This is a genomic window from Streptomyces tailanensis (assembly GCF_008386495.1).
GTDB lineage: Bacteria > Actinomycetota > Actinomycetes > Streptomycetales > Streptomycetaceae > Streptomyces > Streptomyces tailanensis.
On the sequence record NZ_VTHJ01000030.1, the window covers coordinates 1 to 15,339 of the forward strand.

Consider the following 15,339-nt stretch of genomic DNA (forward strand, 5'->3'; position numbering starts at 1 on the left):
CAGCCGGTGGAAGCAATTGAGCTGGTCAGCAGCTCAATTGCTTCCACCGGCTGACACCACCCACGACTACGCCATCGCCTTCCCGGTGATGGCATCAAGGAACGTCACGTCAACACTGGACACGTATTGCTCGCGTTCAGCGAGGAATCGCTTCGTGTGCGGCTGAGGCCGTGTGCCCCCTTGCCTCCCGCCCGTCCCTTTTCGCCCCAACAACCATGATATCTTTTTTGAGAAATGTATATACGGACTTGGGAGGCGCCATGTCCCGCACAGTGATCGACCTCGACGACGAAGCCCTGGCCGAAGCCGCCCGCCACCTCGGCACGAGTACGAAGAAGGACACGGTGAACGCGGCGCTCCGAGAGATCGCCGATCGACGTCGGCGGGCCGCCGCGGTGGAGCGGATGCGCCAGATGGTTGCTGAAGGAGAGATCGACTTCTCCGCGATCGACGAGTCCGCGGCCCCGACCTCCCCCGCTCGTCCCAACATCACCGAGGACACGGAGCATCACGCGGCGTGAGTGAGGCATTTCTCATCGACACCAGTGCCCTGATCCGCTTCTACCGGCGTCAGACCGGCCCGGAGTGGGATCAGCTGGTCACTTCAGGACTGGTCGGGCTGTGCGAGCCGGTCCGCCAAGAGTTCTTGCGGGCGGTCGGAGGCCGGCCCGCGTACTACGAGGCAGACGGGCTGTTGCGGGAGACGTTCCCCTACTACCCGATGCGCGACTCCGTCTGGGAGGACACCGCCGAGTTGCAACAGCTTCTCGCGGACCGAGTCTGGCATCAGTGCGCGAGTCCGGTGGACCTCCTCGTCGCGGTCACGGCCCAGCACCACAAACTGACCGTGCTCCATCAGGATTCCGACTTCGAGACGATTGCCCGCGCCACCGGCCAGCCCGTACGTCGTATCGCCGACTGACAGCACACCGTTGGCCCATGGCATGATCACGTACCACCCCCACCCCCCGCTGTCGCACAATGGACCGACAGGCAACCGGGAAGGCCGATCGGACGGCCGTCGCCCATGTCACGGGGCATGCACCGCTGCCACGGGAGCCCCTGCGTCGGCGCCTCGCACGCGAAGACGTGTGGAGGGCGATCCCGCCGACCACGGTCTGGCCAGCTCTGCGATCGGGCGTCTCTGGCGCGGCACTTCGGCGGTGGGTCGGGTTACTCCCCGGCGGTTCCAGCGGGGTCCCCGGCGGCCCGGGTCAGGTGGGTGAAGGCGGCCAGGTTGCGGGTCGACTCGCCGCGGGAGACGCGCCAGGCGTACTCCTTGCGGATGGCGGTCGCGAAGCCGAGTTCCAGGAGGGTGTTGAAGGAGCCGTCCGCCGCTTCCAGGACCTGGCCGAGGAGGCGGTCGATCTCGTCGGGGGTTACGGCGGAGAGCGGCAGCTTGGCGGTGACGTAGATGTCGCCGAGGGGGTCTACGGCGTAACTCACGCCGTAGAGCTTGAGGTTGCGTTCCAGGAGCCAGCGGTGGACGCCGGCCTCGTTCTCGTCGGGGTGGCGGATGACGAAGGCGTTGAGGGAGAGGGAGTGCTTGCCGACGATCAGCGACACGGTCGTCGAGAGTTTGCGGGTCCCGGGGAGTTTGACGACGTAGGTGCCGGGGTCCGGGCTCTCCCACTCCAGTTCGGCCTCGGTGAGGACCTGCTCGATGATCGACGTCGGATCAGCCATGAGGCGAGCCTACCCGTCGGTAGGCGTACGGCGTCGGGTCAGCCGTGGTGGGCGCGCAGGCCGTGGTGGCGGTGGTCGTGCGTGGCGGCCGTATAGACGTCGGCGGTGGCCTGGGCGGCCGTGTCCCAGCCGAAGGACTCGGCGTGGTGGGCGGCGGCCGCGCCCATACGGGCGGGCAGGCCCGGGTCGTCGGCGAAATCGCGCAGCACGCGCGCGTACGCGACGGGATCGTGGCCCTCGATCAGGAAGCCGGTGTGTCCGTCGCGTACGGCGACGGGGAGGCCGCCGACCGAGGCCGCCAGCACCGGCGTACCGGCCGCCTGCGCCTCGATGGCGACGAGGCCGAACGACTCGCTGTACGACGGCATGACCAGCACGGACGCCGCCCGGAACCAGTCCGCGAGCTGCTCCTGGCCGACCGGCGGCCGGAAGCACACGACGTCGGCGATACCGAGCCGGGCGGCCAGCTTCTGCAGGCCCTCGGGCTTGGCCAGCCCGCTGCCGCTGGGGCCGCCGACTACGGGCACGACCATCCTCGACCGCAGCTCGGGGCGCTCGTCGAGGAGGACGGCCACGGCCCGGAGGAGGACGTCCGGGGCCTTGAGGGGCTGGATGCGGCCGGCGAAGAGAGGGATCAGGGCGTCCTGCGGGAGCCCGAGGCGGGCGCGGGCGGCGGCACGGCCGTCGGCGGGGCGGAAGCGGTCGAGGTTGACGCCCGGGTGGACGACGGCGACCTTGGCCCGGTCGGCCTCGTAGTGGCGTACGAGTTCGTCGGCCTCCTCGGCCGTGTTGGCTATGAGGCGGTCGGCGGCGCGTACGACCTGGGTCTCGCCGATGACCCGGGCGGCGGGTTCGGGGGTGTCGCCGACGGCCAGCGCCGCGTTCTTCACCTTCGCCATCGTGTGCATCGCGTGCACCAGGGGCACGCCCCAGCGTTCGGCGGCGAGCCAGCCGACGTGGCCGGAGAGCCAGTAGTGCGAGTGGACCAGGTCGTAGTAGCCGGGGCGGTGGCCCGCCCATGCCTGCATCACGCCGTGTGTGAAGGCGCAGAGCTGGGCCGGCAGGTCCTCCTTGGCGAGGCCTTCGTAGGGGCCCGCGTCGACGTGCCGGACGAGGACGCCGGGGGCCAGTTCGACGGTCGGGGGGAGGCCACCGGTGGTGGCCCGGGTGAAGATCTCCACCTCGATGTTGATCGCGGCCAGGCGCTGCGCCAGCTCCACGATGTATACGTTCATGCCGCCCGCGTCACCCGTACCAGGCTGATGCAGCGGTGACGTATGTACGGACAGCATCGCCACACGCCGGGGTTTTCGGTGCAACCTCAGCCGTGACGCGGCGGTCGGAGAGCGTCGCCCGAGCCTGGTGACGTAGTGGCTCACGTGGCGTTCCTCCTTGCTCCGGATGTCCGGGCATGCCGTCGGGAGGGCGCCGAGCCGCCCTCTGGGACCCAGAACACCGGAGGGTCCAGTTCCATTTCCTCTTTGCAGAATTATTACCGGGGCTCGCTCAACCGTTCGAGCACTTCGGGGCAGGGCTCCATCCCCCGGCCCCAGGACTCCATCCCAGGCCCCGCCCCACCCCGCATACGCTCACCCCATGGCCAAACCCGTCGGCACGGTGACACGCGGCACCACCAACCCCAACCGCCTCCGCCGCATGGACCGCTGGATCGCCGCCACCCACGGCCCCGAACTCCGCCGCACCCCCACCCCCCTCGCCGTGGACCTCGGCTACGGCGCCGCCCCCTGGACGGCGCTCGAACTCCTCCGCCGCCTCCGCGCGACAGCGCCCCGCACCCAGGTGATCGGGGTCGAGATCGACCCGGCCAGGGTCGCGGCGGCGAAACCATACGAGTGCGAGGGTCTGACCTTCCGGCACGGAGGCTTCGAGGTACCGGTCCCGGGCCGCCCGGCCCTCATCCGCGCGGCGAACGTCCTGCGCCAGTACGACGAGGAAGAGGTCACCGCCGTCTGGCAACGCCTGTGCGCCCGCCTCCAGCCGGCCACACCCCACTCCTCCGGCGGCCTCCTCGTCGAGGGCACCTGCGACGAGATCGGCCGCCGCCACGTCTGGGTCGCCCTCGGCCCGGAGGGCCCCCGCACGGTCACCTTCGCCACCCGGCTCGGCTCCCTGGAACGCCCCTCCGACCTCGCCGAACGCCTCCCGAAGGCGCTCATCCACCGCAACGTCCCCGGCGAGCCGGTGTACGCCTTCCTCCGCGACTTCGACCGCGCGTGGGCCGCCGCCGCGCCGTACGCCTCGTACGGCGCCCGCCAGCGCTGGATCCGCACCGTCCGCGACCTGAGCGCCGATTGGCCGGTACGGGACGGGGCGGCGCGCTGGCGCCAGGGCGAAGTCACGGTGGCGTGGGAGGCGTTGGCGCCTCGGGGGTGAGTACGGCGGTGAGTACGGCGGTGAAGTGCGACGGCGCTCCCGGTGAACCTGGGCGCCGATTACGCACCGCAACTTTCTCGTGACACACGGGAACGATCTCCTTGAGCCGTTCGTCACACAGGCGGGAACGCCGTCATGCGGGAGGGATCAGGGGGAAGGGAGTTCTTGCCCGCCTCTGTCGCATTGCGCGACTACATGGCACGATCACCCAGGCGTCAGAGGTTACTGACGGTTAACCAGTTCTGTCGGGTTGTTGGGTGTTGGGTTTGGGGGCAAGGGCTATGGGAGCCGGCAAGCGGAGCCTGACCATGGCGGCCGTGGCGGTGGTCTGCGCGTTGACCGTGCTGGGCGCACCGGTCACGGCGTACGCGAGCCAGACGCAACCGAACGATCCGACACCCACCCCGACTCCGACGCCGTCCCCGTCCGGTTCGGGCTCGGCTTCCGTTACGGACGCGACGAACGGCCCGGTGACGAACGAGGAGTTGGAGGCCCTGCGCGAGAAGCTGGAGGGCCTCTATCACGACGCGGCGGTCGCCACGGACGCGTACAACGCGGCCGAGGAGAAGGCCGACAAACAGTCCGCCGAGATAGTCGACTTGGCCCAGGAGATCGTCAAGGGCCGGGAGAAGCTGGACAAGTTGCAGGACCTGGTCGGCGCCGCGGCCCGGGCCCAGTACCGCGGCGGTGGACTGCCGCCCGAGGTGCAGCTGTGGCTGAGTGAGAACCCGCAGGACTTCCTGGAGGGCGCGGACCGGCTGCGTCAGGGGCAGTTGGCGACCAAGGGTCTGCTGGCCGAGATGAAGCAGACACAGGAGGACCTGGAGCAGTACTCCAAGGACGCCTCCGAGCGCTGGGAGAAGCTGGAGGCCAACCGCAAGGCCAAGGAGAAGGCCAAGGCGAAGATCAAGAAGCAGATCGCCGCCGCCGAGAAGCTGGAAGCCGAGCTGGAGGACGACGAGCGGGAGCGGCTGGCCCAGCTGGAGGAGGACGCCGCGCAGGAGTCACAGGCCGCCTGGCTGGGCTCCGGCATCCTCGACGAGATCGACGGCAAGGCCTCCGAGCAGGGCAAGAAGGCGGTGAAGTTCGCGACGGACCAGATGGGCAAGCCGTACGAGTGGGGCGCCGAGGGCCCCGGGACCTTCGACTGCTCCGGCCTCACCAGCCAGGCATGGATAGCCGCCGGTGTCACCATCCCCCGCACCTCCCAGGAGCAGTGGAGGCAGCTCCGGCACATCGACGTCCAGGACATGCGCCCCGGAGACCTCATCATCTACAACTCCGACGCCAGCCACGTGGCCATGTACATAGGCGACGGCGCCATCATCCACGCCCCTCGCCCCGGACGCACGGTCACGATCGCGGGCGCGGGTTCCATGCCGATCCTCGGGGTGGTACGACCGGACACAGACACGTTTAGCGCGAGTTGACGCTCGTGTGCGGGTTGGTGGGGGTTTGTCGCGCCCCTTCAGGGGCGCGGGCTGTATCAATGTGCGGCTCCTCCGCGTGGGCGCGACCAGCCCCCACTCACCCGCGGCCCAGAACGCACGCATGGGGGTCGAAGGGGCGCAGCCCCTTGATGGGGGTCCCCCCCCCGCTCGAGCGAAGCCGAGAGTGGGGGAGGGGCGGGTAGGGGCGGCGGGGGCGAGGAAAACCCACCCGCTGACCCCACCCACCTCCGCGTGACCCACCCCACGTGACTCTCACCACCTTCCCCGTTCGGGCTCAACCCCGGCCGCGTGACATTCGTCATCTCAAGAGAAAGCCCTGCCATGTCCAAGTGCGGTACCGGATGCGGCATATGACACTGGCTGATTGCCACCCGGCGCCCCGCCAACCATTCCGTTGCGCCGGGGCCTGGCGCTAAGGTCCCGCTCGGTGGGTCGAGGTCCCTCGCCCCACCGTGCCCTCGGGGGGAGGGAAGGAACCCAAGACGATGCCCATACCCGTACCGCGGCAGAGAGCGATCCCGGCCGTGGAGAACGGTCAGGCGCACGCCGTGTCCGCACCCAGCGGCCCGTCCGGAGAGGGGGCAGCCCTGAACACCTCGGCCATGTCCCCTGCCGGGAACTCCACGAGCCCGGTCGACGCGACCGCCACCGCCGCCACCAGCGCCGCGGGCGGCGCCGCCACCGCCCCCCACGGCGACGTCACCCCCACCGACCCGCCCGACCGGATCCCCCCGACGGCCCCCACCAACCTCACAGTCCTCCTGATCGAGGATGACCCGGCGGGTTCCCTCAACGTGCCCGAGCTGCTCGACTCCGCGGGCAAGCCGATCCGCGTCCGCACCGCCCGCAACCTCACCGAGGCCCAGCGGCTGCTGACCGACGACGTCAACTGCATCCTCCTGGACCTGGCCCTGCCGACCCCGGGTCGCACCCAGGAGGGGCCCCGCCCCGCCGACGACGAGGAACTCTCCGTCCTCAAGCGCGTCCTGGAACTCGCCCCCCGCCACGCCGTACTCGCCCTCACCGACTCCGGCGACGCCGAGCGCGGCGCGGAGGCGGTAAGAGTCGGCGCACAGGACTACCTCTTCCGGGATGAACTGGACGGCCGCCTGCTCAGCCGCGCGATCCGCTACGCGGTGGAGCGCAAGCGCTCGGACACGGCCGAACGCCGCCTCACCGAGTCCAAGCTGCGCGCCCAGGAGAACGCCCGCCTGGAGCGCGGCCTGCTCCCCACCCCCCTCCTGGAGGGCTCGTCCCTGCGGTTCGCCGCCCGCTACCGTCCGGGCCGTTCCCGCGCCCTGCTCGGCGGCGACTTCTACGACACGGTCCGCACCCCCGACGGCACGGTGCACGTCATGATCGGTGACGTCTGCGGGCACGGCCCGGACGAGGCGGCGCTCGGCGTGGAGCTGCGGATCGCCTGGCGGGCGCTGACGTTCGCGGGCCTGTGCGGCGACGAACTGCTCTCCACGCTCCAGCGCGTCCTGGAACACGAGCGCGAGAACGACGAGATCTTCGCGACGCTCTGCACGGTCGACATCGCCCCCGACGGCCGCCGCGCCGGCCTCTGTCTGGCCGGTCACCCGGCCCCTCTGATCGCCCGCCCCGGCCGGGACGGCACCACTCCGCTGGCCGAGCTGCTGCCGTACGACAACGGCGGCCCCGCCCTCGGCCTGCTCCCGAACGCCCGCTGGCCGCGTATCCAGATCGAGCTGGGCGCCGCCTGGAGCCTGATGCTCTACACGGACGGCCTGATCGAGGGCCGGATCGGCGCGGGCAAGGAGCGCCTCGGCCAGGACGGCATGGTCGACGTGGTCCGCCGCCGGCTCACCGAGGGCCTGCGCGGCGAGGAACTGCTGCGCGCCACCATGAACGAGGTCCGCGACCTCAACGGCGGCGAACTCACCGACGACGTGGCGGTACTCCTCCTGGACCGCGACGCCTGACGCGGCCCAAACCAAAAGCCAGGCCGGTCACCGACCGCCGTTGTACGGCCCATAGGGTCCGTCACTGCTGGACCCGCGGTTGCCGCCCCGCCCACCGCCGCCGGAGATCTGCCGCACCGCGGGGCGTACGTCGACGATGTACACGATGCTGGCGATGAGACCGATGATCGGCAGGAACGACAGAAGCGGGAACACAAGACTCACGACGAGCGCGATCCCGAGGATGATCAGCCAGAACACCTTGGTCTGCTTGTCCGTCGCGCGGAAGGCGTCCTCCCGCCGGAACGCGGCATCGATCAGCGCGAAAGCGGCGAAGGCGATCACAGCGAGCTGCAACAGCCCCATGAACCCCGCGAAGCCCTCCATCAGCATGCCGCCCACCACCACCCGTTCTCTTCGCTCTTGCGGCCACGGTCTTGCGAACACTCCTACGCGGCCACCGTACCCGTAGAACGGGCCGGGCACCCCAATGGTGCCCGGCCCGTTCCAGCGCCGTGTCCGTCCGGCGCCGTATCGCCTGCTCGGCCGACGGCCGCGGTCCTCTTCGCGTTACTTGGCCGGCGGCGTGGTCTTCTTCGCGGTGGTCGTCTTCCGGGCCGGAGCCTTCTTCGCCGCGGTCTTCTTGGCGGCGGGGGCAGGCGCGGCCGTGGCCGTGGCGGGCTTCGCCACCGGCTCGCCCTTGACCTCGACCGGCTCGGTCTTCGGCTCGACGACGATCGCGAGCTCCTCGATCTCCTCCGCGGCCTCGCCACGCCAGGTCTTCACGGCCTGCTCGCCGTGCTCGGCGACCTTCTCGTACGTCTCCCGGGCCTTCACGGCGTACTCGGCGGCGACGCCGACACCGCGCAGCGCGAGGTCCTGGGCGGTCTCGCCGAACTTCTTCAGGTCGCCGTCCAGGGTGCCGAGGAACTCGTTGACCTTGACCTGGAGGGTCTCCTGCGTCTCCTTGACGCGAGCGGCGGCCTTCTCCTGGCCCTCCTTGACCCGGGCGGTCGCCTTCTCCTGAACGGCCTTGGGGTCGGTGTTGCGTACGGCGTCGATCTTGGCCGGCGCCTCGGCGCGCAGCTGCTCGACGATGGCGGGCACCTTCTTCGCCTGCTGGAGCGCGAGGTCGGCGGTGCCGGCGGCGAAGTAGAACGGCGTCGGGTCGGTGACGGCCTTGCGGATGTCGTCGGTGATGGCCATGGTGATGGTCCTCCCGGATGGGCTTTCGGTTGAGGGTTTTGGGGTGGTCCGGTGGTCCGCGGTCGATGAGCCGTACGGCTCGGTCAACGTCCCGCCTGCCGCGGACCGGCATCGCTGCCGTCGGCCGTACGGGGGCCGGGGCCTACGTCTTTGCCGGCGTCGTCGGTGGCGTCGTCCTCGACGCCTTCCCCGGTGTCCGCGTCCTCGCTCGCGCTCTCGCCGATGACGACCTCGAACCCGTTCTCCTTGCGGAAGGACTCGTAGATCTGGAGCAGCACCTGTTTCTGCCGCTCGTTCAGCGTGGGATCGGCGAGTATGACGGCGCGCGTCTCGATCTCTTCCCGGTCCCGCTCGGCGTCGAGGATCCCGGCCCGCACGTACAGCGTCTCGGCGGAGATCCGCAGCGCCTTGGCGACCTGCTGCAACACCTCCGCGCTCGGCTTGCGCAGCCCGCGCTCGATCTGGCTCAGATACGGATTGGACACCCCGGCGGCGTCGGCGAGCTGCCTGAGCGACAGCTGCGCGTTGCGCCGCTGTTCACGCAGATACTCACCGAGATTGCCGACGTTGAGCGATGCCATGCCTCCACCATGCCCCACCCTCGCTAACTTTTGCAAGCACCCGCTTGCAAAAGTGCGCCATGCCACGCTGCGCCTCTGTTGAGCCTGAGCTCGCCACACCGCATACATGACCTGTCTCGCTGAAGGTGGGCCAGTCTCGGTCTATCTGAGCCATCTACCCGCGCGTCTCAGTCAACCTTGGCCATCTGCTGTTCTGTCTCGCTCTTTCTGAGCCGCTGCCGCGCTTGGCTGCCTACGGTTGTACGACTGGTGACAAGGCGACGGGGGCAACGATGCGCATCGCGGTGACTGGGGCGGCGGGCAGCCTGGGCGGGCGGGTCGTGCAGTTGCTCGCGGACCGGGCCGACGTGGACGTCGTAGCGATGACCAGAAGGAGGCTGCCTGCCGAGGCGTTTCCCCCGCAGGTGGAGATCGCCGTCGCCGACTACGCCGATCCGCCCGCTCTGCGTGCGGCGCTGAAGGGCGTGGACGCTCTGGTCTTCGTCTCCAGTGACGGGCCCGATGCACGGGTGCTGCTGCACCACCGCAACGTTGTCGCCGCCGTGGCGGCTGAGCGTGTCGGCCATGTCGTGGCGCTGAGCAGCGTTGACGCCGACATGGCGTCCCCGTTCTGCTACGCCGTGGCCAACCGGCTCACCGAGGATCTGCTTCTGGCTTCCGGCGTCCCGTGCTCGTTCGCCAGGGCTTCGCTGTACATCGAGTTCTTCCAAGCCTGGCTCACCGAGGCGCGCGCGACCGGGCTGCTGAGGCTTCCGGCAGCGGATGGCCGGGTCTCCCTGGTGGCGCGCGACGACGTGGCGCGCGCCCTCGCCGCACTCGCGGTGGGTGAGCCGACCGGCCGTCACCATGACATCACGGGACCCGAGTCGGTGGACCTGGCAGGCATCGCCTCGATCACGGCGGAGGCATGGGAGACGCCTGTCGTCTACGTAGACATCCCGGCTGACACGTACTGTGCTGAGACGGCGGCGACCGGCCTGGATCCCTGGTGGCTCTATGCCTTTTCGTCCATGTTCGCCTCGGTGCGCGAGCAGCGCTGGGATCGAGTCCGAAACGACTACACCCAGCTGACCGGCCGCTCCCCTCTCGCTCTCCGCGACGTCCTATCAGCACACGGGTGAGAGCCGGACACCGCCGAGCGGGCCACGACGAGGTTCAGCGGGGCCGACTCAAGCACTCAGTCACAGGTCGTTGCACGTGGTCAGCGCGGAGTGGAGGTGGCTGGTGGAGGCTGAGGACTTCTGGCTGGAGTACGTCGACGCTCGCGGTGAGCTGCACGAGGGACCGCTTGAGGTGATGTGGTCGGCGCCTTTCGAGGCGGCCAGGCAGGTGCGGGCATTTCCGTCCTATCGGGGTCAGCGCGGTTTCCCCGGCTGGTACTGGGCTGCTACGGGTGCCGAGTTGGTGGGTTATGAGTCGTGGGTGGAACTCGGTCAGCTGATGCGGCTGGACTGTGATCCGGACGTGGTGGCGATGGCGTCGCAGCCGTTCCGGCTCTCATGGCGGTCTGACGGCCGGAACCGGCGGATCAGCCACACTCCGGACTATTTCGTTCGCCGTCGGGATGGCACCGGTGTGGTCCTGGACGTGCGTCCGACGACCGGATCGAACCCCAGGACGCGGTGAAGTTCGAGGTCACGGCAGCGGCCTGCGCACGGGTGGGCTGGGGTTTCGAGCGGGTGGGCGTGCTCGATCCGGTGCTGGCGGCGAATCTCCGCTGGTTGTCGGGCTACCGGCATCCGCGGGTGCGGCGAGATCCGGTGGCGGCGAAGCTGCTGGCGGCGTTCGCCCGGCCTCGGGGTCTGTTGGCGGGGGTCCGTGTCGTGGGTGATCCGATCGCCGTGCTCCCGGTGCTCTTCCATCTGATCTGGCGCGGGGAGCTGGCGGTGGATCTGGAAGCCGGTCTGCTGTCGGCGGCCACGCAGGTTCGCCGGGTGGCCGTGGTCGCGGAGGAGGTGGGAGGGGATGCCGACGCGTCCGCGGCTGCTGTCGCTGGGTGACAGGGTCCGCTACGACGGGCGGGAGCACACGGTTGCCGCCCTGCACGGCACGTCGGTGCGGCTGGTCGATGATGCCCAGGCCGCCAGCGTCGTGCTGCTGGGACACCTGCTGGCGTCGGAGGGTTTCACCGTGCTCAGCACCTCGTTGAGCCGTCCGCCGCTGCCGGAGGCCGGGGTATTGGAGGGGCTGCCGGAGGGAGCGGCACAGCGGGCTGAGTGGTGGCGGCGGCATCTGACCGAGCTGCTCACCGGCCGCCCGGACGGCAAGACCAACGTCGCGGTGCGGGCCGAGTACGACCCAACGGTGCACTCTCTGCGGCAGCGGGAGCTGACCAAGCTGGCCGAGCTGCGGGACTGCGGTGAGGAGGTGGGGCTGAGCACGCTGCGCCGGATGCGGTCCCGCTTCGAGAACGAAGGGGTGGCGGGCCTGGTGGACGGCAGGCTATGCAAGCCCGCCATCGGCACGAGCCGGGCCGATCCCCGGGTAGTCGAAGCGATCGCGAAGGTCGCGGGCAGCCGGACGGACGAGCCGACCGTCTCCGCGCAGGTGCTGCGGCGCCGCGTCGAGCGGCTCCTGGTCGCCGAGCATGGTGCCGGAGCAGTCCGGATGCCGTCCAGGGCGACGTTCTACCGTCTGCTGGAAGCGGTCTCGACCGGGCAGCATCTGTTCGGTTCGGCTCGCACCCGCCGCTCGCTGGGCAAGCAGCCGAAGCGAATGTTCGGGCAGCTGACGGCGGCCCGGCCCGGCGAGGTGATGGAGATCGACTCCACGCCGCTGGACGTCATGGTCATCCACGATGACGGGACGGTGGACCGCTGCGAACTGACCGGGCTGATCGATCTGGCCACCCGGACTCTGGCCGCAGTGGTGCTGCGTCCGTCGACGAAGGCTGTCGATGCCGCGCTGCTGCTGGCACGCGCCATGACGCCGGAACCGGTGCGGCCCGGCTGGTCCGACTCTCTGCGCATGTCGCGCTCTGTGCTGCCTTATACCTCCTTGCTGTCGCTGGACGAGCGGCTGGACAAGGCCGCCGCGGTCCCGGTGATCGTTCCGGAGACGGTGGTCAGCGACCACGGCAAGGCGTTCATCTCGGACAACTTCCGCAATGCCTGCCGCCATTTGGGGATCTCGTTCCAGCCCGCCCACCCGGACACACCGACCGACAGGCCGCATATCGAGCGGACTTTGGGCTCGGTGTCGACGATGTTCGCCCAGTACGTGGCCGGCTACACGGGACGCAGTGCCGAGATGCGGGGCAAGGCCCCGGCCGCTCAGGCGGCCTGGTCCATCCACGAGCTCCAGGAACTTCTCCAGGAGTGGATCGTCGTCTGGCAGTCCAGGCCGCACGACGGGCTGCGCGACCCCTTGATGCCGGACCGGCCACTGAGCCCGAACGAGAAGTACGCCGCGCTGGTGTCGGCGGCCGGATACGTCCCCGTCGCGCTCAGCCCGGAGGAGTACATCCAGCTCATGCCCCGTGAATGGCGGGTCATCGGCCGCAGCGGGGTGCGGATCAACAACCGTACTTACGACGCCCCCGGACTCGCTCCCTTCCGGCGTCAGCCTTCGGGGGCGGGTCCGGACGGCAAGCTCTGGGAGGTCCACTACGACCCTTACGACATCTCCTGTGTCTGGGTACGCAATCACCACGGCACGGGCTGGATCACCGCGACCTGGCGTCACCTGCGCACGTCTCCCGTCCCGATGGGCGAGCTGGTCTTCGACCGGGCTCACCAGATCCTGACCGAACGCGGGCAGCGCAAGCCGGACGAGGATGCCGTCGCACAGGTGGCGGCAGAGCTGCTGGACCGGGCCTCGGACGGGCCCGAACACGAGCCTGGCCGTCGGTCTGCGGGGAGAGGCAGTCCGGCCCGGCGACGCGACCGAAAGGTCGCCGCCCGTACCCGGGCCACCAGCGAGCCTGCCTGGCCGCGGCCGGCGCCCACGCCGGAGCCGGAACCGGCGGAGGACGAGGAGGTCGGCGAACTCGCCGACGTCGTCCCGCTGGAGATCTTCGACGCGCGCAAGGAGGCCGAGAAGTGGTGGTGAACGCTTCGGAGCCGGGCGGGGAAGAGACGGGTCTGCCTGATGACCGGACCGATCCCTCCACCCGGTTGGAGGGCTGGCAGCGGTTCGTGGAAGCCGACCCGGCTGTCTTCGACCTGCTGTCCGATCAGCGGTGGCAGGCCCTGACCCCGCAACTGCGGAAGACCTACGACGAGGCCCGGATCGCCTACCACTCCGAGTTGCAGGTCGTGCGCACGTCCGCGGTCAAGGAGATCGCGCATCAGGGACGGCTCCTGACCCTGCTCAACCAGCGTGAACACGGTGCCCGTCGCGGGATGATCGTCTCCGGCCAGTGGACGACCGGGAAGACCACGGCGCTGAAACAGCTCGGCCGCACCCACGAACTACGTGTCCAGCAGCGGTATCCGGGCAGCGACCGCATTCCCGTTGTCTACATCACCGCCCCGCCCAAAGGCTCCCCGCGCAAACTCGCCCTGAAGTTCGCCCGGTTCCTGGGCCTGCCCGTGATCAACCTGCGGCACAACACCATCGATGTCACCAGCGCCGTCTGCCAGGTGATGATCGAGGCCCGCACCGAGCTGGTCCTGGTCGACGAGATCCACCTGCTCAACCACGCGACCACCGCAGGCGAGGACCTCTCCGATCACCTGAAGTACTTCACCGAGCACCTGCCGGCGACCTTCGTCTATGCGGGCATCAACGTCGAGAAGTCCGGGCTGTTCACCGGGATCCGCGGCAAGCAGCTCGGAGGCCGCTGCATCCTGGTCCGCACCGGCGCCTTCCCCCGCAACACCGAGTGGCAGGCCCTGATCGCCTCGCTGGAGAGCACTCTTCGCCTGCACCGCCACACGCCCGACACCCTGGCCGGTCTCTCGAAATACCTGCACCAGAGAACCGGCGGCATGATCGGGAGCCTCTCCCACCTGATCCGGGCCGCAGCGATCTCCGCCATCCTCGACGGCAGCGAGCGCATCACCAAAGCCTCCCTGCGACACATCCGGATCGACCACAACAGCGAGTCGGATTCCCCGCCTGACGCAGGCAGGAAAGCGGGGTGAACAGGCCGTTCAAGGCCGTCGTCTTCCGTCCGCTGCCGCGTCCGCTCAAGCCCTTCCCACAGGAGACCGAAGCCTCGTTCCTGGACCGCCTCGCCACGGCCAACGCGATGCCCGTCCAACGCCTTCAGCGGCCCTCCCACTGGCTGGAATCCCGCCTGGATCCAGTCGGCCGGCTCAGCATCCTCAGCGGACAGCCTCAGACCTCGATCCAGTACGCGATCCCCCGCTGGGAGCGACAGGCGTGGAACATCCCCCAGGGTCCCTTCGCCGCAACTCCCCGATGGGCGTGCCGCCGCTGTGTCGCCCGCAGGACCGGCACCCCCGGCCAAGGCGTCATGGTCTGGATGTCGAAACACCACGACCAGGTCTGCATCCCCCATCGCCTCTGGATCGGCCGAGCCGTCGAAGCCCCCGCCAACCAGCTCGACCTTGCCGGCCTGCCGGAGATCGTCGCCGCCCAGAAACGTCACTACCGGCTCCTTCGCCGCTACGGCCCCGACGTGGTCAACGTCTGCTACGAACAGACCTCCCGCTGCGGGACCACCCTCCTGCAGCACGGCTACCGGATCAGCGACCTCACACAGCGGCTCGCCCGGCTCCAGCCCCGCCCCGCCCGCACCGTCCGGCCGTGGGACCCCAAGCGCTACGCGGCGATCTATCCCGAGATCGTCAAAGCCATGGTGTTCTACGCAGCTCCGCACTGGCGCGGCCTGGCACTCTCCGGCGCTGATGAGGACTTTCGGGCCTTCCATGCAGAATTCATCCGGCGGCTCCCCAACGAAAGCTCCCTCCGCACCACCGCCAAGCTGTGGTTCATCCATCAACTCCGCATGATCGCGGACACCATCGAGACAGCGGCGGCCCTCGGCAATGACAGCCCGAAGGACAACTCGGCTCCTGAAAGCCCAGGTTGAGCGAGACGACCCCGGCCGCTACGTCTCGCTCGATCTGAGCCACGGCTGGTCAGAGAGCCGAAGTGGCTCAGGTCCATCGAGACAGGTCACTGAGC

Annotated in this window: 14 protein-coding genes and 1 pseudogene; 10 read left to right on the forward strand and 5 right to left on the reverse strand. The window is 69.5% G+C overall.

Going from position 1 to position 15,339, the window contains the following annotated elements:
- Nucleotides 1-260 precede the first annotated feature (260 nt).
- Both F3T56_RS23645 and F3T56_RS23650 read left to right on the forward strand, forming a co-directional pair.
- On the forward strand, nt 261-521 hold the full coding sequence (locus F3T56_RS23645; RefSeq protein ID WP_149827387.1) for a type II toxin-antitoxin system VapB family antitoxin: 261 nt from the start codon (nt 261-263) through the stop codon (nt 519-521).
- Complete coding sequence (locus F3T56_RS23650; protein WP_149827388.1) at nt 518-922, forward strand: PIN domain nuclease; 405 nt, start codon at nt 518-520, stop codon at nt 920-922. The genes F3T56_RS23645 and F3T56_RS23650 overlap by 4 nt, the downstream gene beginning before the upstream one ends.
- 251 nt (nt 923-1,173) lie before the next feature.
- On the opposite strand, the gene F3T56_RS23655 is transcribed toward F3T56_RS23650, so the two are convergent.
- Nucleotides 1,174-1,686 carry a type III secretion system chaperone family protein gene (locus F3T56_RS23655; RefSeq protein ID WP_149827389.1) on the reverse strand — a complete coding sequence of 171 codons (513 nt, stop codon included), beginning with the start codon at nt 1,684-1,686 and terminating at the stop codon, nt 1,174-1,176.
- Between the two features lie 38 nt (nt 1,687-1,724).
- Entirely contained in the window at nt 1,725-3,065 is a 1,341-nt protein-coding gene (gene mshA / locus F3T56_RS23660; RefSeq protein WP_149827390.1) for a D-inositol-3-phosphate glycosyltransferase, read from the reverse strand.
- 217 nt (nt 3,066-3,282) lie between these two features.
- Between mshA and F3T56_RS23665 the strand changes: the two genes are divergently transcribed.
- The 3 genes from F3T56_RS23665 to F3T56_RS23675 all read left to right on the forward strand — a co-directional run bounded on the left by F3T56_RS23665 (nt 3,283) and on the right by F3T56_RS23675 (nt 7,477).
- A complete protein-coding gene (locus F3T56_RS23665; RefSeq protein WP_149827391.1) occupies nt 3,283-4,080 on the forward strand; it encodes a class I SAM-dependent methyltransferase in 798 nt (265 codons plus the stop codon).
- Nucleotides 4,081-4,361: 281 nt separating this feature from the next.
- Nucleotides 4,362-5,510, forward strand: a complete 1,149-nt coding sequence (locus F3T56_RS23670) for a C40 family peptidase (RefSeq protein WP_149827392.1) — start codon at nt 4,362-4,364, stop codon at nt 5,508-5,510.
- A 506-nt stretch (nt 5,511-6,016) separates the two neighbouring features.
- Entirely contained in the window at nt 6,017-7,477 is a 1,461-nt protein-coding gene (locus tag F3T56_RS23675; protein ID WP_149827475.1) for a PP2C family protein-serine/threonine phosphatase, read from the forward strand.
- A gap of 27 nt (nt 7,478-7,504) precedes the next feature.
- Here F3T56_RS23675 and F3T56_RS23680 read toward each other — a convergent pair whose 3' ends face one another.
- The 3 genes from F3T56_RS23680 to F3T56_RS23690 form a co-directional block, all read right to left on the reverse strand.
- Complete coding sequence (locus tag F3T56_RS23680; protein WP_149827393.1) at nt 7,505-7,849, reverse strand: DUF2516 family protein; 345 nt, start codon at nt 7,847-7,849, stop codon at nt 7,505-7,507.
- 177 nt (nt 7,850-8,026) lie between these two features.
- The gene (locus F3T56_RS23685) at nt 8,027-8,662 is read right to left on the reverse strand and encodes a hypothetical protein (protein WP_149827394.1); all 636 of its coding nucleotides are present in this window, start codon (nt 8,660-8,662) and stop codon (nt 8,027-8,029) included.
- Between the two features lie 83 nt (nt 8,663-8,745).
- Nucleotides 8,746-9,243 carry a helix-turn-helix domain-containing protein gene (locus F3T56_RS23690; RefSeq protein ID WP_149827395.1) on the reverse strand — a complete coding sequence of 166 codons (498 nt, stop codon included), beginning with the start codon at nt 9,241-9,243 and terminating at the stop codon, nt 8,746-8,748.
- A 272-nt stretch (nt 9,244-9,515) separates the two neighbouring features.
- Between F3T56_RS23690 and F3T56_RS23695 the strand changes: the two genes are divergently transcribed.
- The 5 genes and pseudogenes from F3T56_RS23695 (at nt 9,516) to F3T56_RS23715 (ending at nt 15,244) form a co-directional block, all read left to right on the forward strand.
- On the forward strand, nt 9,516-10,364 hold the full coding sequence (locus tag F3T56_RS23695) for an NAD(P)H-binding protein (protein WP_149827396.1): 849 nt from the start codon (nt 9,516-9,518) through the stop codon (nt 10,362-10,364).
- 175 nt (nt 10,365-10,539) lie between these two features.
- A pseudogene (locus tag F3T56_RS23700) lies at nt 10,540-11,243 on the forward strand (TnsA-like heteromeric transposase endonuclease subunit).
- Nucleotides 11,209-13,293: a Mu transposase C-terminal domain-containing protein gene (locus F3T56_RS23705; protein WP_149827397.1), complete on the forward strand. Its 2,085-nt coding sequence runs from the start codon at nt 11,209-11,211 to the stop codon at nt 13,291-13,293. The pseudogene F3T56_RS23700 and the gene F3T56_RS23705 overlap by 35 nt, the downstream one beginning before the upstream one ends.
- On the forward strand, nt 13,287-14,330 hold the full coding sequence (locus tag F3T56_RS23710; RefSeq protein ID WP_246203789.1) for a TniB family NTP-binding protein: 1,044 nt from the start codon (nt 13,287-13,289) through the stop codon (nt 14,328-14,330). The genes F3T56_RS23705 and F3T56_RS23710 overlap by 7 nt, the downstream gene beginning before the upstream one ends.
- Nucleotides 14,327-15,244: a hypothetical protein gene (locus F3T56_RS23715; RefSeq protein WP_149827399.1), complete on the forward strand. Its 918-nt coding sequence runs from the start codon at nt 14,327-14,329 to the stop codon at nt 15,242-15,244. Before F3T56_RS23710 ends, F3T56_RS23715 begins: the two co-directional genes overlap by 4 nt.
- Nucleotides 15,245-15,339: the final 95 nt, after the last annotated feature.